Below are 20,165 nucleotides of genomic sequence, written 5' to 3' on the forward strand. Positions count from 1 at the left end.
CCGACTTGGCATCGAGGCGGGAGGTGTATTCGCTTTAGCTTCCTAGTTCATAATAGCACAACGCGTGAACCACCCCCCTATGTTCCGAAAAATACGCAGGAACGGCGTCTTTTTTTCGTTATACTTTCGCAGGAGATGCCCAATAGACGGACTTAAGTGCGCAACCCCGACTTCCGCCCTCGTCATTGCGAGAGGCGAAGCGCCGCGGCAATCCATGGCGATGACCCGCAACCCAGCCCACTGGCCTCGCAGCGACTCTTTCTCACCGTGATCCGATCTCGGGAAAGCTCGTTGACGCAACGACCGGCGGAGGGCGATGTGTTTCATCAACCAGCTCTCCCGGATCGGCCTGCCGAAACGCAAAACGGCCGCCGGAACGCTATCCGGCGGCCGTCTTTTTCAGGGAACGCGCACCCTGCGACTACATCGAGCGGGCGATCACCATCCGCATGATCTCGTTCGAACCGCCGAAAATCCGCGTGATGCGGCTGTCGCGATACATCCGCGCGATCGGGTAGTCGTTGATATAGCCCGAGCCGCCATGCAGCTGGAGGCATTTGTCGACCACTTCGCTCTGCAGTTCGGTGACCCAGTATTTGGCCATGCAGGCGGTGGGCACATCGAGCTTGCCCTCGAGATGCTTGGAGATGCAGTCGTTGACGAAGACCCGTGCGGCGGTGCCTTTCGCCTTGAGGTCGGCGAGCACGAACTGGGTATTCTGGAAGTCCCACACCGTCTGGCCGAATGCCTTGCGCTCCTTGACGAATTCGACCGTCACATCGAGCGCGCGCTCGATCCCGCTGATCGCACCCATGGCGATGATCAGCCGTTCCTGCGGCAGCTCGCCCATCAGCTGGTAGAAGCCCTTGCCTTCCACACCGCCGAGCACGTTCTCGGCGGGTACGAAGACATCGTCGAAGAACAGCTCGGAGGTGTCCTGCGCATCGAGCCCGATCTTGTCGAGCTTCTTGCCGCGCTGGAAGCCCTCGGCGCCTTCGGTCTCGAACAGCAGCAGCGAAATACCCTTGGCGCGTTCCTTGGGATCGGTCTTGGCGACGACGATGATGAAATCGGCGATCTGGCCGTTGGAGATGTAGGTTTTCGCGCCGTTGAGCCGGTAGCCATTGCCATCCTTGAGCGCGGTGGTGGTGATGCTCTGCAGATCCGATCCGACACCCGGCTCGGTCATCGCGATCGCGCTCACCAGCTCGCCGCTGACCAGCTTCGGCAGGTAGCGCTTCTTCTGCTCCTCGGTCCCGTGGCGGACCAGATATGGCAGGATCACGGTGTTGTGCAGGCTGGCGGCGAAGCCATCGACATTGTGTTTGCCCTGCTGGTCGATGACCACCATGTCGTGGCGGAAATCGCCGCCATGGCCGCCGTATTCCTCGGGCACCGAAACGCCGAGCAGACCGGCCTCGCCCGCCTCGTTCCAGAACTCGCGCTCGACCTGGCCATCCTCGCGCCATTTGGCGACGCGCTTTTCGGGGGCGTGCTTTTCGTAGAATTTGCCAACGGCATCGGCGAAGATCGAGATTTCCTCGTCGTCCATGAACTCGGGCGGCGGAATGTCGATTACGGGCATTGTAGCATGATCCTCTCTCAGGGGTTATTCAAAGGCAGTCGCGCGCTTGTCCCGCGCGCTTACTTGCCCTTCCAGTTCGGCTTGCGCTTTTCGGCGAAAGCGGCGGCGCCTTCGCGCGCATCCTCACTCATGAAGACCTTGGGCAGCAGTTTGGCCTGCTCGTCCCAGCGCTCTTCCAGGCTCCAGCCGCGCGACTGGTCGACGATCTGCTTCGAGACGCGGACCGCCAGCGGGCCATTCTCGTTGATCTTGGCTGCCAGTTCCTTGGCCGCATCGAGAGCCGAGCCCTCGACCACGCGGTTGACCAGGCCCAGTTCGTAGGCTCGGGTCGCGTCGATGAATTCACCGGTCAGCGCCAGCTCCATCGCGATCTTGGGGGGGATCAGATCGGGCAGCTTCATCAGCCCGCCTGCCGCGGCAGCGAGCCCGCGCTTGGCTTCGGGAATACCGAATTTGGCATCCTTGTTGGCGACCACCAGATCGCAGGAAATCATCAGCTCCATGCCGCCCGCCAGCGCATAGCCCTCGACCGCGGCGATCAGCGGCTTGGACGGACCCTGCTGGGTGATGCCGCCGAAACCGCGGCCTTCGATGCTCGGGGATTCGCCGCGCAGGAAGCCCTTGAGGTCCATCCCCGAACAGAAGGTTCCGCCCGCACCGGTGAGGATCGCGACCCGCAGGTCGTCATCCTCGTCGAGCCGGTCCATCGCCGCAGCGATGCCCTCGGCGGCGGCCTTGTTCATGGCGTTCTTGGCTTCGGGGCGGTTGATCGTGACGATCAGAATGCCGTCTTCGACCTGGGTCAGGACTTCTTCGCTCACAGGCTCATCTCCCATTGCAATGTGAAACTGGTCTTGCGCCCTAGCTGCGGCAGGCTTACGCCTACGTCAACCGGCAATCGCCGCAAAAGGCGCGACCGGAGAGGAGAACACTGCATGTCCCAGGCTTATATAATCGACGCTGTCCGCACCCCGCGCGGGATCGGAAAACAGGGCAAGGGCGCGCTTGCCGACCAGCATCCGCAACACCTTGCCGCCACCGTTCTCAAGGCCATTGCCAGCCGCAACAAGCTCGATACCGCCACGGTCGACGACGTGATCTGGTCGGTCAGCACGCAGGACGGGATGCAGGGCGGCGACCTGGGCCGGATGGCCGCGCTCGACGCCGGCTACGACGTCACCAGCTCGGGCACCACGCTCGACCGCTTCTGCGGCGGCGGAATCACCAGCGTCAGCCTCGCCGCGGCGCAGGTCATGAGCGGGATGGAAGATTGTGTGGTCGCGGGCGGCACCGAGATGATGAGCCTCACCGGCCAGCTGGCGCGCGACAAGATGGCTGCAGGCATGAAGCCGCCGATGATGGGCAGCTACAACGAGCGGCTGCAGCAATCGCACCCGCAGAGCCACCAGGGCGTGTGCGGCGATGCCATCGCCACCCAGGAAGGCTTCACCCGCGAGGAACTGGACGAGGTCGGCTATCGCAGCCAGCAACTCGCCGCGCAGGCGATCAAGGAAGGTCGTTTCGACAAGTCGTTGGTCTCGGTGGTCGACGACGAGGGCACGGTATTGCTGGACCAAGAGGAGTTCCCCCGCCCGCAGACCACGCGCGAAGGGCTGGCCGCGCTCGAACCCGCCTTCACCAAGATCGCCGATGTCCCGCTCGACCAGAACGGCACCACCTTCCGCGGTCTGATCAACCGCAAATACCCCGATCTCGAGATCGAGCACTTCCACCATGCTGGCAACAGCTCGGGCGTGGTCGATGGCGCCGCGGCGGTGCTGGTGACCAGCAAGGCCTACGCGCAGAAGCACGGTCTCAAGCCGCGCGCCCGCATCGTCGCCACCGCCAATATGGGCGATGACCCCACGCTGATGCTCAACGCCCCGGTCCCGGCCGCGAGGAAGGTGCTCGAAAAAGCAGGGCTGACGGTGGACGACATCGACCTGTTCGAGATCAACGAGGCCTTCGCGGTGGTCGCGGCCAAATTCGTTCGCGATCTCGGGCTCGACTGGGACAAGGTCAACGTCAACGGCGGCTCGATCGCGCTGGGCCACCCGATCGGCGCGACCGGTTCGATCCTGATCGGCACCATGATCGACGAGCTGGAGCGGCAGAACAAGCGCTACGGCCTCGTCACCATGTGCGCCGCAGGCGGCATGGCCCCGGCAATCATCATCGAGCGGGTCGCGGATTTCGTCGACTGATTCTCGGATCTAGCGAGGAGCGGTTGGGAGTTCGGGCACCACGCCCGGCTCCCACTCCTCCCCGGCAAAGCGGATCGGCGGGGCTATGTGGTGCGCGCCTTCGTCGGTTTCGACCAGCAGCCCGCGCTCGGCGATATGCGGCTGGTCGAGCGCTTCGCGAAAATCGAGCACCGGCGCGAAGGCGACATCCTTGTCGGCGAACCAGTCCACCCACTCGTCGCGCGATCTGCTGGCGAATGTCTCGCGCAAAAACGCGATCAACGGCTCCTGCTCGCCCGCGGGGGCATCCGCATAGGGTAGCAGGTCCTCGCGCCCCAGCGCCGCCAGCAGGACCTTGGCAAACTTGATCTCGCGCCCCCCCAGCGCGACATGGCGACCGTCGGCGGTGCGATAGACCTGATACAATCCCGCGCCCCCGAGTGAGCGCTGGCTGGCCGAGCGCGGGCTTTCGCCACCCGCGATCGCGCTGCCCGCGGTGTGCGCGCACCATGGCAGCAGGCTGTCGAACATCGCGCAGTCGATATAGGCGCCCTCGCCGCTGCGTTCGCGCCCCAGCAGCGCCATCAGGACCGCCGAGAGCGCGGTTAGCCCCGCCGCCATATCCGAACTCGCCACCCCGGGCACCACCGGCGCGCCATCGGGCCCGTCGTTGACCGCGAGGAAGCCCGCCAGCGCCTGCACCGCCATATCGTGCGCGGGATGCTGCGCCAGCGCGCCGTCCTGCCCGAAGGCGGTGATCGAGCAATAGACGATTGCCGGGTTGAGCGCGCGCACCGCCTCGTAATCGAACCCCAGCCGCGCCATCACCCCGGGGCGGAACCCCTCGACGAAGACATCCGCCTCGCGGCACAATTCGACGAGCGCGGCCTTGCCTTCGGCACTCTTGAGATCGAGCGCGCGGCTTTCCTTGCCGCGGTTGCAATTGGCAAACCAGACCGAGTGCCCCGCCTCGAACGGCCCCTGATCGCGCGCCGGATCGCCCGCCAGCGGTTCGATCTTGATCACCCGCGCGCCGTGATCGGCCATCATCACGGTCATCATCGGACCGGGCAGAAATTGCGTCAGATCGACGACGGTGATTCCGGACAGTCTGCCCATGTGCATTCCTCGTTTGTTTTGCTCGCAGCCCCACCCGGTTCGGCGGTCTGCATCGATTTAGCCGCCGCCCACATGGAGGAGGAATTGCGGCTGCGCCAGTTGCACGCCTCAGCGTTCGACAGGCAATCGGGCTTTTGCGAGCGCAAGGTCTGCGGCAGTGTCGATATCGAACAGGCTGTCGGGCGAGAGGGGCGACAAGGCATCCGCGCCATCGCTCCAGCCCTGCCCGCCCGCTCCGCGGTCGCCGCGCAAGCCGCCGAGACGCGCAAACATGGCAGCGGGAAACCCTGCCGGATTGCCCCGCCTGCCGTCGGGATAGAGTGTGAACACCGCTCCGTCGCCCTGCGCGAGACGGCGCAGATGCCCGGCTTCGACAAAAGGCATGTCGGCGAGCAGGAGGACGAGCCGCGAGCAATTCTTCGCCACTTGCGCCGCGCAACGGATCGAACTGGCCAGCCCCTCGCTCGCGCGGGCATTCACCACGGTTTGCCATGGGGCTCCGGAGAACAGGCATGCGGAATGCTCGCTTGCCACCACGAAGCGGGTCAAGAAGCCTGCACGAAGCGCGGCTTGCGCAGCGAATTCCCAAAGCGGGCGCTGATCCAGCTCGGCCGCCAGCTTGTCTCCCGTGAACCGCTCCCCGCGACCGGCAGCCAGCAATGCGACCGCGATCGACGGGTCGAGCGGGTCAGCGCAAGCCGTCATAGAGGCCGACCACCTCGGCCAGAGTCGAAAGCGCCAGCGCCTGCGGTGTCCGGCAGGCGTGGAGCAGCCCAATCGGGCTGCGCAGCCGGGCGATATCCTCCTCCCGCGCGCCACGGGAAAGCAACGTCATCGTTCGTTGCGCGCGCGCGTTCTCGCCGCCCTGCGCGCCGATGTAGAAGGCCTGTCCCGCCAGCGCGTCCTCGAGCAGCGCGGCCTCCCATTCGTGATCGTGGAACAGCAGGATCACGGCGGTCCAGCGGTCCGTCGGAACCAGCCCCGGCGCTTTGCCCAAGGTCAGCCGAGACTTGTCGATAGCCTCGATCTCGATGCCGGAAGCCCGCGCGAGCCGCGCGAGTGTCGCCAGTTCGGGCCCCTCGCCATAGGCGCGCAGCCGCAGTGCAGGGATGTATGCGCGGCGACGCATTTGCCCCACGTCCGGCAACTGCAGTTCGGCAGGCCGGCGCGCCTGCAGGAGCGCCAATGCCTCGCGGCAGGCACTTCTGTCGGGAGCGGGATCGAGCAATATGTCCAGCCCCCCGCCGCAAGGCAGGCGGAAGTCGATGACATCCGAGCCACGACCATAGCGCCGGACCACCGGCCCGTCGAAATCGCGGATATCCGCGGCAAGCTGGCTTTCAAGGCAGCCATCGGCGAGATCGCCGACCACCCCGCCATCGGGCAGCACCGCCAGCTGCGCACCGATCCGGCGCGAGAAGCTGCCTTCGATCCCGACGATAGTGCACAGCGCCACGCCCGGCTCGCAGGCGGCTGCAAGCGCGGCGTGATCCTGATCGAAAACCTGTGGCGAGTCCGTCCGCAGCATCGTCAATCGGGCATCGCCGCGATCACCTTGTCGGGGGTCATCGGGAAGCTGAGCACCCGCGCGCCGCAGGCGTTGTAGATCGCGTTTCCGATCGCCGCGGCGCCGCCGCACATCCCCAGCTCGCCGATCCCCTTGGCCTGGATCGGGCTGGCGGCGGGATCGCGTTCCTCGACCATGATCACCTCCAGATCGGGGACATCGCGATGGACCGGGACGTGGTATTCGGCGAGATCGCAATTGACCACATGGCCATCGACCGGATCGAAGAGCAGCGATTCGGTCAGCGCGGTGCCGATGCTCCAGACGATCCCGCCTAGGCATTGCGAGCGTGCGGTCTTGGCGTTGAGCACCCGGCCGAAGCCGAAGGCGCCGAGCATGCGGTCGACCCGCGTCTCGCCGGTGAAGCGGTTGACCCGCACCTGCGCGAAGAAGGCGCCATAGCCCGAGGCGGTGTAGTCGTCCGCGATATCGCCGGGCTCGTAATGCCCCTCGAACGAAAGTTCTTCGCCATCGAGCAATTCGACCAGCGTTGCGCCGCCGACCACGCCGCCATCCTTGAGCTTGAGTTCGTCGGTAGATACGCCCGCCTTGCTGGCAAGCTTCGCCCGCAATTCCTCGCATGCGACGAACACCGCCGAGCCGATCGAGGATGCGCCCCAGCTCCCGCCCGAGCCTGGCCCGCGCGGAAATTCCGTATCGCCGAGCTCGACCAGTACCTGGTCCATCGGCAGGCCGAGCATCTCGCCCGCAACCTGGCCGACGATGGAATAGGTGCCCGTGCCGATATCGGTCATGTCGGTCTCGACCAAAGCCGTGCCATCGGGTTTGAGCGTCACCCGCGCGCGCGCCTCGGCGACATTGTGCACCCGAGCCGCGCTCGCCATGCCGGTGCCGATCCACCATTCGCCGTCGCGGTGCTGGCGCGGTTGGCGCGCGCCGCTGTCCCAACCGAAGGCCTTCGCCCCCTGCTCGAGGCATTCGGCAAGCTTGCGAGACGAATAGGGCAGCCCTTCGGAGGGGTGGCGTTCGGGAATATTGCGCAGCCGCAGTTCGACCGGATCGATCCCGACCTGCTGGGCCAGCATGTCCATCGCCGATTCGAGCGCCGGCATCCCGACCGCCTCGCCCGGCGCACGGACCGAGCCCGCCGTCATCCGGTGGATGCGCGCGACCTCAAGCTGGAGCAGGCGGTTCTCGCCGGCATAAAGGAACTCGCTCGATTGCAGCACCGGCTCGGCGAAGGTCTCGCCCGGCAATTGCGAGACGCGGGCCTCGTGTCCAAAACCGGTCAGGTGCCCGTCCTTATCGGCGGAGAGGCGCAGACGCTGCTTCGTCTCGGAACGGCGCATGATTGTCTGGAAAACCTGCTGGCGGCTGAGCACCACGCGTACCGGGCGCTCCAGCTCCATCGCTGCGATCGAGGCGGCTACCGTCTCCTCGCTGATGCCGAGCTTGGAGCCAAAGCCACCGCCGACATAGCGCGAGATCAGCCTCACCTGTTCCTCCTGAAGGCCCAGCGCATCGGCCAGTTCGGCGATGTTGTAGTTGAGCATCTGCAGCGAGGCGTGGACGGTCAGCTTTGTCCCATCCCATTGCGCGATCGCCGCGTGCGGTTCCATCGCCGCCGAATTGTGGCCTTCGGTGGTGTAGGTCACATCGACGCTGTGCGCCGCCGCGCTCATCGCCTGCGCGAGATCGCCCTGCCGTGTGGCGCCGTCCTGAGGTTCGGCCCCGGCCGTTTCGGGATCGAGCGGGACATCGTCGAGATCGTCGGCTCGGTAGTCGAAGGTCAGATGCTTGGCCGCGTCGCGCGCCTGTTCGAAGCTCTGCGCCACCACCAATGCGATCGGCTGGCCGAAATAGCCGACCTCGCGAGCGGGCTGCTCCGGAGCTTCGCCCGCGGTGCCCTGAGCCGCGCGCGCCGTCAGCCGCTCGTCATCGATCACCGCGACCACGCCGGGCATCGACAAGACCGAGGCCTTGTCGATCGCCGTGATCTCCCCCCGGGTAAAGGGTGCGGTGACCAGCACGCCTTCGAGACAGTCGGCGACCGGGTATTCGGCCGCATAGGGCGCGGTCCCGGTGACTTTGGCGAGCCCGTCGGGACGCGCCAGCGGCTGGCCAATGATGCCCTGCTCCATGCCGTCGAGCACATTGCGGGTATCGGGTTCGTCCTGCTTTAGATGCGCGCTCACAGTTCCATCCCCGTCGCTTCGGCCAGCACCGCGGTCAGCGTACGCCGTGCCAGCGGTATCTTGTAGGCATTCTCGCCATAGCTCTGCGCGCCGTCGAGCAGCACATCGGCAGCCTCGTCGAACAGCTTTGCCGAGGGTTCCTTGCCCAGCAGCAGCGCGCTCAACCGCGGGTCCTGCCAAGGCTTGTGCGCCAAGCCGCCAAAGGCGAGATCGGCGCGGGTGAAGCGGCCATCCTCAAGCGCGACGATTGCAGCGACCGAGACCATGGCGAAGGCATAGGACGACCGCTCGCGGACCTTGCGGTAGAGCTGTCGTCCTGCGACCGGTGGGGGCAGGATCACCGCAGTGATGATCTCGCCATCCTCCAGCACATTGTCGCGCCACGGCGTATCGCCGGGCAGGCAATGGAAATCGCGCACCGGCACGTTGCGGGTGTGGCCCTTTGCGTCGGCGATCTCGACAACGGCACCCAGTGCCGCCATCGCGACCGCCATGTCGCCGGGATAGGTGGCGATGCACTCGTCGCTGGTGCCGAGCACCGCGTGGAGCCGCGCGACGCCTTTCAGCGCACCGCAACCCGAGCCGGGCTCGCGCTTGTTGCAGGGCTGGTCGATGTTCGTGAAGTAATAGCACCGCGTCCGCTGGCACAGATTGCCGCCGGTGGTCGCCTTGTTGCGCAATTGCTGGCTCGCCCCGGCCAGGATCGCGCGGGCAAGCAGCGGATACTCGCGGCGCACCCGCTCGTGGACCGCGGTTGCGGTATTGGTCGCGAGCGCGCCGATCCTCAGGCCGCCATCGTCCGTATCGTCGATGCGACCGAGCGGCAGGCGGTGGATATCGACCAGCGTCTGCGGCGTTTCCACCTGCAGCTTCATCAGATCGATCAGATTGGTCCCGCCGGCGATCGCCCTGGTGCCCTCGTCGGCGCAGAGCTGCGCGGCGTGTTCGAGCCGGTCGGCGCGTTGGAAATCGAAGGGCTTCATGCCGCGTCCTCCGCCGCTGCCACATCCTCGATAGCGGCGACGATATTGGCGTAGGCGCCGCAGCGGCACAGATTGCCGCTCATCCGCTCGCGGATTTCCGCCCCGCTGACCACCATCGGGCCTTCGAGGCTGTCGCTGGCATCGCTCGGCCAGCCATTGGCAATCTCCTGCAGCATCGCGGTCGCCGAGCAGATCTGCCCCGGGGTGCAATAGCCGCATTGATAGCCATCATGCTCCACGAAGGCCTGCTGCAGCTTCGAAGGCGCAGCGGGCGTGCCCAGTCCCTCGATGGTGGTGATGTGATCGCCATCGTGCATCGCGGCTAGCGACAGGCAGCTGTTGATCCGCATTCCGTCGACGAGCACGGTACAGGCGCCGCACTGGCCATGGTCGCAACCCTTCTTGGTCCCTGGCAGGCCAAGATCATGGCGCAGGAAATCGAGCAGGGTGACTCGGTTATCTTCGGGCAAGTCGTAGGTCTGGGAATTGATCGTGATCGGCACTGCAAGCTCCTCCAACCGATCGAACGCACGTCACGCGCAGAAGTGTCCGCCGCCACGGCTTTTCTTGCAGACCTGGACCGGGGATCCTGCGCCGCTAACCCTCGCCGTCGACCGCGATGCCGTTGCGACTGGTCGCCTTGACGCGGTAAAGCGCCCGGTCCGCCGCGCGGATCAGCGCCGCCGCATCGCCGGTCTCGGATGGCGATGCTGCCGCTACCCCGAGACTGATAGTGATCACCCTGTGTTCGGGGTGGGGGTGCTCGATGCCCAAGGCCTCGATGGCGGTCCGCACTCGCTCGGCCACGATGGCGGCACCCGCGGCGTCGATCCCGGGCAAAAGCAAAGCGAACTCCTCGCCTCCCGTTCGCGCCGCGATGTCGATCTCGCGACAGGTGCCGCCGATCGCCTGAGCCACCTGTTTGAGGCATTCGTCGCCGGCAGGGTGGCCGAAGCTGTCGTTGTATTTCTTGAAATGGTCGATATCGATCGCGATCAACGCGACCGGGCTGCCCTCACGCTCAGCCCGTGCCCATTCTTTCTGGAGGCAATCGTCGAACAGTCGACGATTGGAAAGCCCGGTCAGCGGATCGGTGGTAGCCTGCTTGGCAAGCAGCGCATTGGCCTCGCCCAGCTCGGCATTGGCTTTTGCGAGACGAAAGCGCTGCATGGCATAGCCGACCCGGGTGCGAAACAGCTCCACAGCCACGATCTGGCGGCGAGCCCAAGGGCGCGAGCGCCCCCTTACGGTCTCCCGCCAGGCAGCGAAGGAATTGCGCGGCGACAGGGATTGCGCGGTCCCGGACAGTCCATCGTCCTTGCGCGGATCACCCGCCCAGTCGATCTCCTCGATTTGCTCCGGCCGCAGCCACATCGCCAGCAGGGGACGCGAGGTCTGAAGCCTGATGGCCAATACGCCGCTGGCGTCGGTGGCCAATTCCTCCGCACCGGCGAGTTCCTCGCTCAACCGATCGGTCGCATAGCTCTGCCGACCCTGCAGGCGTGAAGTGACAAAGGACGACAATCGGGACAATCGTTCGCCATCCGGATAGTGGCCCGCCCCGGCGATCAGTCCAGCATCGCCCACCAGCACGAAGCCACCGCAGTCGAAAAGCCGCTTCAGCTCATCGCAGGAAGTTCTGAGACGTCGCTCGGGATCGTCACTGGTAAGCGTGCTCTCGAGAATGGAATCCAGCGCGGCGGTCTGGATCGCCTCCAGCCGGACGGCCTCCGCACGTTCGAAGGCGAGGACAAAGGCCGATAGAGAGGCCCCGACGTGGCGGCAGAACAATTGCGCCTCAACCGGGACCAGCCGAGGCGCGTAATGGTGGCACACGACCAGCCCCCACAATTCGCCCTGGACCATGAGCGAGATCGACATCGAGGCGCCCAGCCCCATGTTTTTCATATATTCGATATGGATCGGCGCGACCGAACGCAGGATACAATGCGACATGTCGATCGGCGCGCCGCTGGGCGGGGGCATGATTGGCGCCGGATCATAGCCCACATCGGGGGTCATGCGGATGAAGTTGCGGCGAAAAAGCTCGCGCGCCTGACGCGGGATGTCCGACGCGGGGAAACGGTGCCCGAGATATTTCGTCGCCTGCGCGATCCGGGACTCGGCGATAACGGACCCGCTGCCGTCGTCGCGGAACCGATAGATCATCACGCTATCGAAACCGCTGATAGCGCGCACCTGATCGACCCCGATGGCGCAGGCATCGACAAGGTTCTGACTGGCATTGATCCGGTTGAAGATCGCGCCCGCCATATCCAGCGCCGAGGCAACGCTGCCCTCGATCTCTGCTTCGAACAGCTCGACCGCGACGAAGCATCCCGTGCGATGCGCCATCATAGCCAGCGGGCGCCGGTCGTGCGCTCGTGCAAGACCGACGTAGACCGGTTCGTCGTTGAGGTTGAGCAGGCAGGAGACGATCAGATCGTCGATCGTAATCCCCAGCAGGTCTTGCGCACTCGGATTGTTGTCCGATTCGAGGCCAAGCAACCGCTCGCAATCCCCCGCCCGGTGGCGCAACAGTCCCGAGGCTGCATCGAACAACAACAGCAGGCCATGCGGCTGGATCGAACCGGGCGTGTGGATCGGTTCCACATCGCAACGGCGCGTGGCATCGTGAGCCGGGCTTTGGGAATCGGCGATTGGATCAGTGGTCATGGGAGCGGTTGCCGTCATGCACCCTTCCATTGTCGAGGTCGAGGGGCGCGGATTCGGATATAACGGGCGTAAGGAATTCCATGGCCGTGGCTGTCTGAAACCGGAGATACGCGGGGCGAACGTCATACCCGGGGCTCGCACGGATTTTCGACCGCAAGCACGGATTGGCCAATACTTAGCATATATCGGGTGCAAACACCCGCTTTTTAAACTTCAACTCCGTCGCCCGTGTCAGCCGGCGAAGATCGTGCGGATGACGCCGTCCAGGTCATCGTGGCTGAAGGGCTTCTCCAGCCGGGCGACGATATCCTGCTTGGCGCCCTCGGGCATCTCGGCATAGCCGCTGGCGAGGACGACGGGGAGATCGGGGCGGTCGCGGTGGATTTCGCGTGCCAGTGCCACGCCGGTCATGTTTGGCATCGCCTGATCGGTGATCACAAGATCGACATCATCGCGCTTGGACAGCATGTCGAGAGCCTGCGCGCCCGAGCCGGCCTCCTGGACCTCGTGGCCCAAATCCTCGAGCAGCGCAACGGTGCCGAACAGCACCAGCGCGTCGTCGTCGACGGCCAGGATTTTCAAGGGCTTGAACGCATCTCCGGGCTGTTCCGCGGGAGCGGACACGATGGCCGGGCCAGCCGGTCCATCGCTCGCGACCGGCAGATACATCGCCGCCGTGGTGCCCTCGCCCGGCCGACTTTGCAATTGAAACGACCCGCCCAGCTGGCTGGTCAGCCCGTGAACCATCGACAGCCCCAGCCCGGTCCCGCTCCCGACCCCCTTGGTGGTGAAGAACGGCTCCATCGCGCGCGCCAGGGTTTCGGCATCCATCCCGGCGCCGGTGTCCTCGACGCGGATGCGGACGTATTCGCCCGGTTCGAGCTGCGGCGATCCCGGCCCGGCGTGCACGCAGTCCAGCCGGATCGCCAGCCGCCCGCTGCCCTCCATCGCGTCGCGCGCGTTCACCGCGAGGTTGAGCACCGCCATCTCGAGCTGGTTGGCATCGACCAGCGCGGGCGGAATATCCTTCCCCAGATCGAGCGCGATATCCATCTCGGGGCCGAGCGACCGCTCGAGCAGATCGCGCATCCCCGGCAGCAGCGCGGCGACATCGACCGGCTGGGGATCGAGCTCCTGCTTGCGCGCGAAAGCCAGCATCCGCTGGGTCAGCGTGGCGCCGCGTTCGGTGCCCGCGAGCGCGTTGGCGAGATAGCTGTGGGCGCGTTTGTCGCCTTCGGGCAACCGCTTGCGCAGCAGTTCGAGACTGGAGCGCACCGCCATCAGCAAATTGTTGAAATCATGCGCTACCCCGCCGGTCAGCTGGCCGATGGTCTCGAGCTTCTGGCTCTGGCGCAGCGCGTGTTCGGCCTTGTCGCGCGCCGTTTCCGCAGCCTTGCGCTGGGTGACATCGACCACCGAGGCCATCACCCGATCAACCTCGCCCGCGGCGTTGTGGGTCGAACGCGCCGAGACCAGCACCTCGGCGCGCTCGCCGCTGCGCTTGATCGTGGTGTAGGGCAGATCGTAGACCACATTCGCCTCGGCCATCCGCTCGCTGTAGGCGCCCTCGTGATCGGTCAGGCACTCGGGGGCCATAAACTCGGTTACCTGCTTGCCCAGCACTTCCTCGGCGCGGTCGTAGCCCATGAACGACAGCCAGCGTTCGCTCACGGTGACGATGCGCCCCTCGCCATCGGTAGACAGCAGCGCCACCGGGGTCTTGCGATAGAGATCGGACAGCTCCTGCGTGCGTTCCGCCACCGCGCCCTCAAGCCGATCCTGCGAGGCTGCCAGCGCCTCGCGGACGCGGACCTGATCGTCGATCTCGGTGCAACTGCCGTACCAGCGGGCGATCTGCCCGTCCTCGTCGCGCACCGCCTGCGCCTTGCCCAGCACCCAGCGATATTCGCCTGAACGGTCCCGCAGCCGGTATTCGATCTCATAGGGTTTGCCGCTATCGAGCGAGTGCCGCCAGCGCTCCCAGGCGCGCTGCTGATCGTCGGGGTGGAACCTGCCCACCCAGCGCTCGCCATCGGTCGACCCGGGCGACACGCCTGTGTATTCGTACCAGCGATCGTTGAAATAGTCGTGATAGCCGTCGGGCCGGGTCGACCAGATCATCTGGTCGATCGAATTGGCGATGGCGTGAAACTTGCGCTCGCTCTTGCGCAGCTTGATCTGGGAATCGCGCAGCTCCTCCATCCGCGCGCGCGCTTCGAACTGGCGCTGCCGCGCCTTGAGCGCGGAGCGCACCGCGCGAACGATATCGTCGCGGTGGAGCGGGCGCGGAAGCAGGACCACATTGCCCAGCGCATCGATCCGTTCTTCCTCGGCCGGAGTGCGCTTGGGTGCCCGGCCGCTGGTCAGGACGATAAAGGGTATATCCGACCACGCCGGCTGCGCCGCCAGCGCCGCGCGGATGCCGGAAATCTCCTCGCCGACCGCTTCCTCGGCAATCAGCACCGCCCCAATGTGCTCTTCGATCAGGTTTTGCAATTCGGCGAGATCAGCAACGATCAGCGACGCTATCCCGGTCTGGTCGAGCAATTCCTGCGCGACCTTCGCGTCGCGTCCGCGCGGCGCCAGTATCGCGACATCGCCGCCATATGTGGTGCCGGGCATTTTCAGTTGCCTCTCAGCAACTTGTCATCGCCATGCACATATCGCGGATTGCCGCTGAGCACCCCGTCGAAACCCCGCAGCGGCTCTCCGATCCGGATCCCGGTGTGATCGATATCGAACTCGCGAATGGTCCCTTCGTGGACCGAGGTGCGCGTCTTGATGACCGACACGGATTTGCGCACCATGCCCTGAACCTCGAAATAGCGCATCAGCATCACCGTGTCCGCCAGATAGCTCAGATCCATGTCCGAACGCAGGTCTCCCATCAAGCCATGCTGGCTCAGGATCATCAGCGAAATGATTCCCTGCTGGCTCAGGAAACTGAGCAGCTCGTGCATTTGCAGCACGAGGAAATTGTCGCTGGGCATGGCATGCATATAGGCATTGAGGCTGTCGATGACGATCATCTTGACCCCGTCCGCCTCGACCGCCGATTGAACCGCGCAGGCAAATTCGCCCGGTGAAAGCTCGGCAGGATCGATCTGGCGCAGGCGGAGCTGGCCGCTCTCGATATAGGGCCGCAGATCCATCCCGAGCGCGGTGGAGCGCTGGAGCAGCGTCGCAAGCCGCTCGTCGAACAGGAAATAGGCGACCCGCTGGCCACGTTCCAGCGCGCTGACGAGGCATTTGACAGCCGTCGTGGTCTTGCCGACCCCCGCGGGGCCGGCGAGCAAGGTGTTGGTCCCGGGGACCAGCCCGCCCCCCAGCAGCGCATCGAGCCCGGTGAGCCCGGTGGAGACCGGCGTGGAATCGAACTCCTTGTGATGCTCCGAGGCGACCAGCCGCGGGTAAACCTGCAGCCCGCCCTTCTCGATGCTGAAATCGTGATATCCGCCGCGGTATTTCAGGCCGCGCATCTTGATCGCGCGCAACCGCCGCCGTTCGGACCCGAATTCGCTCGCGCTCTGTTCGAGCGAGATCACGCCATGCGCGATGCTGTGCAATTGCAGATCGCCGGGTTCCGAGGTCCGGTCGTCGAGCATCAGCACGGTGCAGTCGCGCTTGGCGAAGAAGTGCTTGAGCGCGAGAATCTGGCGCCGATAGCGCAAGGGACTCTGCGCCAGCAGCCGCAGTTCCGAAAGACTGTCGAGCACCACCCGCGCCGGATCGGCCTTCTCGACCTGCTCGATGATCCCCGCCACCGTCTCGCCCAGCTCCACCTCGCTGGGGTGCAGCAGGCTCTGTTCGTTTTCGCTGCTGAATTCGTTCTCGGCCACCAGCTCGAACAGCTCGATCCCGTCGAGCGACCAGCCATGCGAGTGCGCCACCGCCTGCAGCTCGTCGCCGGTTTCGGACAGCGTGATATAGAGCCCGGTCTCCCCTTGCTTCCTGCCCTCGAGCAGGAAACTGAGCGCCAGCGTGGTCTTGCCGGTGCCGGGAGTGCCCTCGACCAGATAAAGCCGATCCGCCGGGAAGCCGCCGCGCAGGATATAGTCCAGACCCGTGATCCCGGTCGCTGTGGGGGCCGCGCCGTCGCGGCTTGTGCTGTTGTCGTTCATCCAAACCACCCTGATATCATTGGACTATTTTGGCAAGTCGGACACCTGAGCGTGCCCGCCTCTGCTCCCGCTCGATAGGTAGGGCGATGAAACTGCACTGCCCGCAACCCGCTCGATCGTCTCAATCGCGGATCGCGCGAAGAGTTCCGGATGGCGCCCGGTGCGCGAGCGCGGTCTTAGTGGAGTGTCGGCTTTCGACCCGGGGTCTGGCGAGCCGCTATGGCCGAGATTGGGGTGGTTAGCAGTCATTCCCCTTGATCCGGTGGATTGTAGGATCTCGACCTTCGCGCTTCGCTTCGCGAACGTTCCAAAATCGCCTGAGGGCAAGAATTAAAAAGACTTCGCCAGAACCAATACCCAAGCCAAGCCTGTTACCATCGCCTTCTGAGAACCCGCTGTAGGCGGACCAAAACCCAACAAAAGATACGAACAACATAGCCCACGGGTAGAAGCCGTATTTGTCGGTGTAGACTGTTTTCATTCACCCCCCTCGCTGATCCCAGTAGCTTTTGGGCCTCGACCGCAAGCTCGCTAGGGTCATCATGCCCTCAGCTCCTAATGCCCGCAACTGGGTCGGTAGCTGAAAGGGAGCTTTTGGCGGAGATGGGCAGTAAGCAGCCAAGCCACTGAGGGTGACCAGCCGTGGGGTCGAACCCCGGAAATCGGAGTTGAACCGACCCCCTCGCCGCCCAGGGGCGACGCAAATGGCAGCATCCGGCCTTCCCGTCATGGCCACCTCTGTTCTGTCCAAACGCGATCGCGGAACGCATGCGGCCGCGCTTCGCTGGATTACCAAGCGACATTTACAGGGATTTGACATGGGTTTTCTCAAAGACGGCAAGTGGCACGACGAATGGGACTATAACGACGACGACAGCGGCGCGTTCGAGCGCGACGAGAGCGCGTTTCGCAACTGGGTCACCCCCGACGGCAGCCCCGGACCGACGGGCGAGGGCGGCTTTGCGGCCGAACCGGGGCGCTACCGGCTGTATATCAGCCTCGCCTGCCCCTGGGCGCACCGCGCCAATGTCGCGCGGCATCTCAAGGGGCTGACCGATGAGATCGAGCTGGTGAATGTTCACTGGCGGATGCAGGAAGGCGGCTGGTCGTTCCGCGAAGGCGAATGCGTGACGCGCGAGCCGGCGATGGGCGCGTCCAATCTCCACCAGATCTACACCGCGGCGAAACCCGATTACTCGGGCCATGTCACCGTGCCGGTGCTGTGGGACAAGCAGACCGGGACCATCGTCAACAATGAGAGCGCGGATATCCTGCGGATGCTCGGCAGCGCTTTCGATGGCTGCGGGGCGAACGATCTCGACCTCTACCCGCAGGCGCATCGCGAGGAGATCGATGCGATCAACGACGAGGTCTACGATGCGGTCAACAACGGGGTGTACAAGGCTGGCTTCGCCACCACGCAAGCGGCCTATGAGCACGCGGTGGGGCCGCTGTTCGCCAAGCTGGACGAGCTGGAAGAGCGGCTGGCGGGCAAGGACTGGCTGGTCGGCGGGCAGTTGACCGAGGCCGATATCCGGCTGTGGACCACGCTGATCCGCTTCGACCCGGTCTATCACGGCCATTTCAAATGCAACCTGCGCCGGATCGCGGACTATCCCAACCTCGCCGCTTTCATCCGGCGGCTCTACGCGCTCGATGGCGCGGCCGAGACGGTGAACTTCCACCACATCCGCCACCATTATTACGAGAGCCACGACCATATCAATCCCACCGGTGTGGTGCCCGCGGGCCCCGATCCGCTGGTCCCGGGTGCCGCGACATGAGCGCACGCAGCCTGCGCTCGATCCATCGGGCGCAGCGCGAGGATATCGGCGAACTGGTCACCCGGCGGCCGGTGCCCGGGTCGGGACTTGAGCAGGTCGATCCATTCCTGTTCCTCAATCATCACGGGCCGCAGACCTATCCGCCGGGCAACCAGGGCCTGCCCTTCGGTCCGCATCCGCATCGCGGGTTCGAGACGGTCACCTTCATCCTGCAGGGCAATCTCGCGCACCGCGACACCGGTGGCGGCGAGAGCGTGGTCGAGGCAGGCGGGGTGCAATGGATGACCGCGGGCCGCGGCCTCATCCATGCCGAACTCTCTCCCAAGAGCTTCAAGCGCGAGGGCGGGCCGCTCGAGATTCTCCAGCTGTGGGTGAACCTGCCCTCGGCACTGAAACTGGCCGAGCCGAATTATGTCCCCGTGACGGCGGCGGAGATCCCGGCGGTCGAACTGGCGCCCGGGGTCAGCATGCGCGCGGTCTCGGGCAGCGAAGGCGCACCGATCGCGTCGCTGACGGGCGTCATGCTGGCGACCGTCGAGATGGCGGCGGGGAGCAGCGCCGCCCTCCCCGCACCTGCGGGTCGCAGCGTGTTTTTCTACACGGTGCGCGGGACGGCGCGAATCGGCTCTGGCGAGGTGCCCGAGCACCATCTGGCGCAATTGAGCGATGGCGAGGGCGTGGCGGTTTCGAGCGAGGCGGGCTGCGTGATCCTCTACGGCCATGCCGATCCGATCGGCGAGCCGGTTGTCGCGCACGGACCCTTCGTGATGAACACGCGCGAGGAGATACTCCAGGCGCTGCAGGACTACCAGCGCGGGGTATTCGGCGATCCTGCGGGCCTGGGCTAGCGGCGCAAGCCCGCGATGCGCTTACCCCAGAAACAAGAAAGCCCCGGACTGGCCGGGGCTTTCATAAATCGGTGACGCTTAATTTAGCGGGGCGAAACAAGGTCGCCAAGCCAAGTCCAGATTGACATAGGAATCTCCTGTCGCCACGGGATGTGCTGACAGGTATGGTCCACAGAGATTAACCCTATTGCAAGACCCTTTGCGGCGGCGGCGGCCTTTGGCATTTGCGCGAGCAGGTCGTCCATCGCGACCGGATGCGAAAAATAATAGCCCTGGGCTTCCTCGCAGCCCATCTCGCGCAGGAGCTCGAGGACCCTGGCGTTCTCGACCCCTTCGGCAACCGCAGTGCGGCCCAGCGAATGGATCATCTGGATCACCGATTCGACCAGCGCGCGGTCGTCCTCGGAAGTGTCGATACCCGACACGAAGCTGCGATCGATCTTGACCTCGTCAGCGAGAATCCGTCGCAGATACTCGAGCGAAGCGTGCCCCATACCGAAATCGTCGACCGAGAGCTTCACCCCCATCCGCTTGAGTTCCTGCATCGTCTGCGAGACGGCCTCGTCATTCTCGATCGGGGCGGTTTCGGTAATCGAGGATAATGTTGGCGACCGGAAAACGATGCGCCGCAATGATCGGCTCGAGCTGCGGCACGAACAGGCGGTCGCGTAGATTGAGTGCCGAAATATTGATCGCGAGCCGGAAGTAGGGATAGCGATCGAGCGCCTTGCGCGCCTGGACCAGAGCGTAAATTAGAACGAAGAAGGTGATCATGTCGACGCGGCCATGCTCTTCGGCAAGCGCGACGACCTTGTCTGGCGCTATCTTCCCTCGCGTCGGGTGAGTCCAGCGCAACAGCGGCCAATTGAGAACCTTGCAACGTCTCGATCTTGCGAAGCCTAGTTGTGCCTCGATAGGTTTTGTTCGCTAGGCGGTCGAGCCGGAACGACGCGATTGTCAGACACGCGACCGCTGGCATCACGTCAACACTGATGTTGTTCATGTCGAGGATTAGCGGAACCGCTGCCAGCGCCAAACCTGCGATCAAGACGGAGTGTACTTGGGCGGCACAGGGCTACTGGCCAGCAAGATCACAAGCCCGCACACGGCGATAAAAGCGGGAGCCAGCTGAGACTAAGAGTC

General features: G+C 64.9%; 15 protein-coding genes and 1 pseudogene. 3 read left to right on the forward strand and 13 right to left on the reverse strand.

Annotated elements, in window-relative coordinates; all coding sequences use genetic code 11:
* Window positions 1-421: 421 nt before the first annotated feature.
* Together A9995_RS03760 and A9995_RS03765 are read right to left on the reverse strand one after the other, a co-directional pair.
* On the reverse strand, window positions 422-1,585 hold the full coding sequence (locus A9995_RS03760) for an acyl-CoA dehydrogenase family protein (protein ID WP_067609315.1): 1,164 nt from the start codon (window positions 1,583-1,585) through the stop codon (window positions 422-424).
* A 59-nt stretch (window positions 1,586-1,644) separates the two neighbouring features.
* A complete protein-coding gene (locus tag A9995_RS03765; RefSeq protein WP_233998066.1) occupies window positions 1,645-2,406 on the reverse strand; it encodes a crotonase/enoyl-CoA hydratase family protein in 762 nt (253 codons plus the stop codon).
* Window positions 2,407-2,520: 114 nt separating this feature from the next.
* Here A9995_RS03765 and A9995_RS03770 point away from each other — a divergent pair, with 114 nt between their 5' ends.
* A complete protein-coding gene (locus A9995_RS03770) occupies window positions 2,521-3,789 on the forward strand; it encodes an acetyl-CoA C-acetyltransferase (protein WP_067609322.1) in 1,269 nt (422 codons plus the stop codon).
* Between the two features lie 9 nt (window positions 3,790-3,798).
* Here A9995_RS03770 and A9995_RS03775 read toward each other — a convergent pair whose 3' ends face one another.
* The 10 genes from A9995_RS03775 to A9995_RS16490 all read right to left on the reverse strand — a co-directional run bounded on the left by A9995_RS03775 (window position 3,799) and on the right by A9995_RS16490 (window position 16,871).
* Entirely contained in the window at window positions 3,799-4,887 is a 1,089-nt protein-coding gene (locus A9995_RS03775) for a CaiB/BaiF CoA-transferase family protein (protein WP_067609326.1), read from the reverse strand.
* A gap of 108 nt (window positions 4,888-4,995) precedes the next feature.
* The gene (locus A9995_RS03780) at window positions 4,996-5,592 is read right to left on the reverse strand and encodes an NTP transferase domain-containing protein (RefSeq protein ID WP_067609329.1); all 597 of its coding nucleotides are present in this window, start codon (window positions 5,590-5,592) and stop codon (window positions 4,996-4,998) included.
* A complete protein-coding gene (locus A9995_RS03785; RefSeq protein ID WP_067609331.1) occupies window positions 5,576-6,415 on the reverse strand; it encodes an XdhC family protein in 840 nt (279 codons plus the stop codon). The genes A9995_RS03780 and A9995_RS03785 overlap by 17 nt, the downstream gene beginning before the upstream one ends.
* A 2-nt stretch (window positions 6,416-6,417) precedes the next feature.
* Window positions 6,418-8,610, reverse strand: coding sequence for a xanthine dehydrogenase family protein molybdopterin-binding subunit (locus A9995_RS03790; RefSeq protein ID WP_067609334.1), 2,193 nt, complete (start codon window positions 8,608-8,610; stop codon window positions 6,418-6,420).
* Window positions 8,607-9,593 carry a xanthine dehydrogenase family protein subunit M gene (locus A9995_RS03795; protein ID WP_067609337.1) on the reverse strand — a complete coding sequence of 329 codons (987 nt, stop codon included), beginning with the start codon at window positions 9,591-9,593 and terminating at the stop codon, window positions 8,607-8,609. The genes A9995_RS03790 and A9995_RS03795 overlap by 4 nt, the downstream gene beginning before the upstream one ends.
* The gene (locus A9995_RS03800; protein WP_082992437.1) at window positions 9,590-10,096 is read right to left on the reverse strand and encodes a 2Fe-2S iron-sulfur cluster-binding protein; all 507 of its coding nucleotides are present in this window, start codon (window positions 10,094-10,096) and stop codon (window positions 9,590-9,592) included. The genes A9995_RS03795 and A9995_RS03800 overlap by 4 nt, the downstream gene beginning before the upstream one ends.
* 94 nt (window positions 10,097-10,190) lie before the next feature.
* Window positions 10,191-12,269 carry a sensor domain-containing diguanylate cyclase gene (locus A9995_RS03805; protein ID WP_067609350.1) on the reverse strand — a complete coding sequence of 693 codons (2,079 nt, stop codon included), beginning with the start codon at window positions 12,267-12,269 and terminating at the stop codon, window positions 10,191-10,193.
* Between the two features lie 231 nt (window positions 12,270-12,500).
* Window positions 12,501-14,891, reverse strand: a complete 2,391-nt coding sequence (locus A9995_RS03810; protein WP_067609352.1) for a hybrid sensor histidine kinase/response regulator — start codon at window positions 14,889-14,891, stop codon at window positions 12,501-12,503.
* Window positions 14,892-14,893: 2 nt separating this feature from the next.
* A complete protein-coding gene (locus A9995_RS03815) occupies window positions 14,894-16,390 on the reverse strand; it encodes an ATPase domain-containing protein (RefSeq protein ID WP_067609353.1) in 1,497 nt (498 codons plus the stop codon).
* Window positions 16,391-16,628: 238 nt separating this feature from the next.
* Window positions 16,629-16,871, reverse strand: a complete 243-nt coding sequence (locus tag A9995_RS16490; protein ID WP_145916774.1) for a hypothetical protein — start codon at window positions 16,869-16,871, stop codon at window positions 16,629-16,631.
* Between the two features lie 337 nt (window positions 16,872-17,208).
* Here A9995_RS16490 and A9995_RS03820 point away from each other — a divergent pair, with 337 nt between their 5' ends.
* The gene (locus tag A9995_RS03820; RefSeq protein ID WP_067609355.1) at window positions 17,209-18,174 is read left to right on the forward strand and encodes a glutathione S-transferase family protein; all 966 of its coding nucleotides are present in this window, start codon (window positions 17,209-17,211) and stop codon (window positions 18,172-18,174) included.
* Window positions 18,171-19,022 carry a pirin family protein gene (locus A9995_RS03825; protein WP_067609357.1) on the forward strand — a complete coding sequence of 284 codons (852 nt, stop codon included), beginning with the start codon at window positions 18,171-18,173 and terminating at the stop codon, window positions 19,020-19,022. The genes A9995_RS03820 and A9995_RS03825 overlap by 4 nt, the downstream gene beginning before the upstream one ends.
* Before the next feature lie 83 nt (window positions 19,023-19,105).
* Here A9995_RS03825 and A9995_RS17600 read toward each other — a convergent pair.
* Window positions 19,106-19,877 (reverse strand): annotated as a pseudogene (locus A9995_RS17600) (EAL domain-containing protein).
* Between the last annotated feature and the right edge of the window lie 288 nt (window positions 19,878-20,165).

Origin of the sequence: Erythrobacter sp. QSSC1-22B (genome assembly GCF_001678665.1) — a bacterium.
GTDB lineage: Bacteria > Pseudomonadota > Alphaproteobacteria > Sphingomonadales > Sphingomonadaceae > Qipengyuania.

Bases quoted from the DNA above. Each gene is read 5' to 3' on its own strand.
- A9995_RS03795 (WP_067609337.1), bottom strand. From the start codon at position 9,593: ATGAAGCCCTTCGATTTCCAACGCGCCGACCGGCTCGAACACGCCGCG.
- A9995_RS03785 (WP_067609331.1), bottom strand. From the start codon at position 6,415: ATGCTGCGGACGGACTCGCCACAGGTTTTCGATCAGGATCACGCCGCG.
- A9995_RS03820 (WP_067609355.1), top strand. From the start codon at position 17,209: ATGGGTTTTCTCAAAGACGGCAAGTGGCACGACGAATGGGACTATAAC.
- A9995_RS03805 (WP_067609350.1), bottom strand. From the start codon at position 12,269: ATGACCACTGATCCAATCGCCGATTCCCAAAGCCCGGCTCACGATGCC.
- A9995_RS03810 (WP_067609352.1), bottom strand. From the start codon at position 14,891: ATGCCCGGCACCACATATGGCGGCGATGTCGCGATACTGGCGCCGCGC.
- A9995_RS03825 (WP_067609357.1), top strand. From the start codon at position 18,171: ATGAGCGCACGCAGCCTGCGCTCGATCCATCGGGCGCAGCGCGAGGAT.
- A9995_RS03775 (WP_067609326.1), bottom strand. From the start codon at position 4,887: ATGGGCAGACTGTCCGGAATCACCGTCGTCGATCTGACGCAATTTCTG.
- A9995_RS03760 (WP_067609315.1), bottom strand. From the start codon at position 1,585: ATGCCCGTAATCGACATTCCGCCGCCCGAGTTCATGGACGACGAGGAA.
- A9995_RS03780 (WP_067609329.1), bottom strand. From the start codon at position 5,592: ATGACGGCTTGCGCTGACCCGCTCGACCCGTCGATCGCGGTCGCATTG.
- A9995_RS16490 (WP_145916774.1), bottom strand. From the start codon at position 16,871: ATGAAAACAGTCTACACCGACAAATACGGCTTCTACCCGTGGGCTATG.
- A9995_RS03815 (WP_067609353.1), bottom strand. From the start codon at position 16,390: ATGAACGACAACAGCACAAGCCGCGACGGCGCGGCCCCCACAGCGACC.
- A9995_RS03770 (WP_067609322.1), top strand. From the start codon at position 2,521: ATGTCCCAGGCTTATATAATCGACGCTGTCCGCACCCCGCGCGGGATC.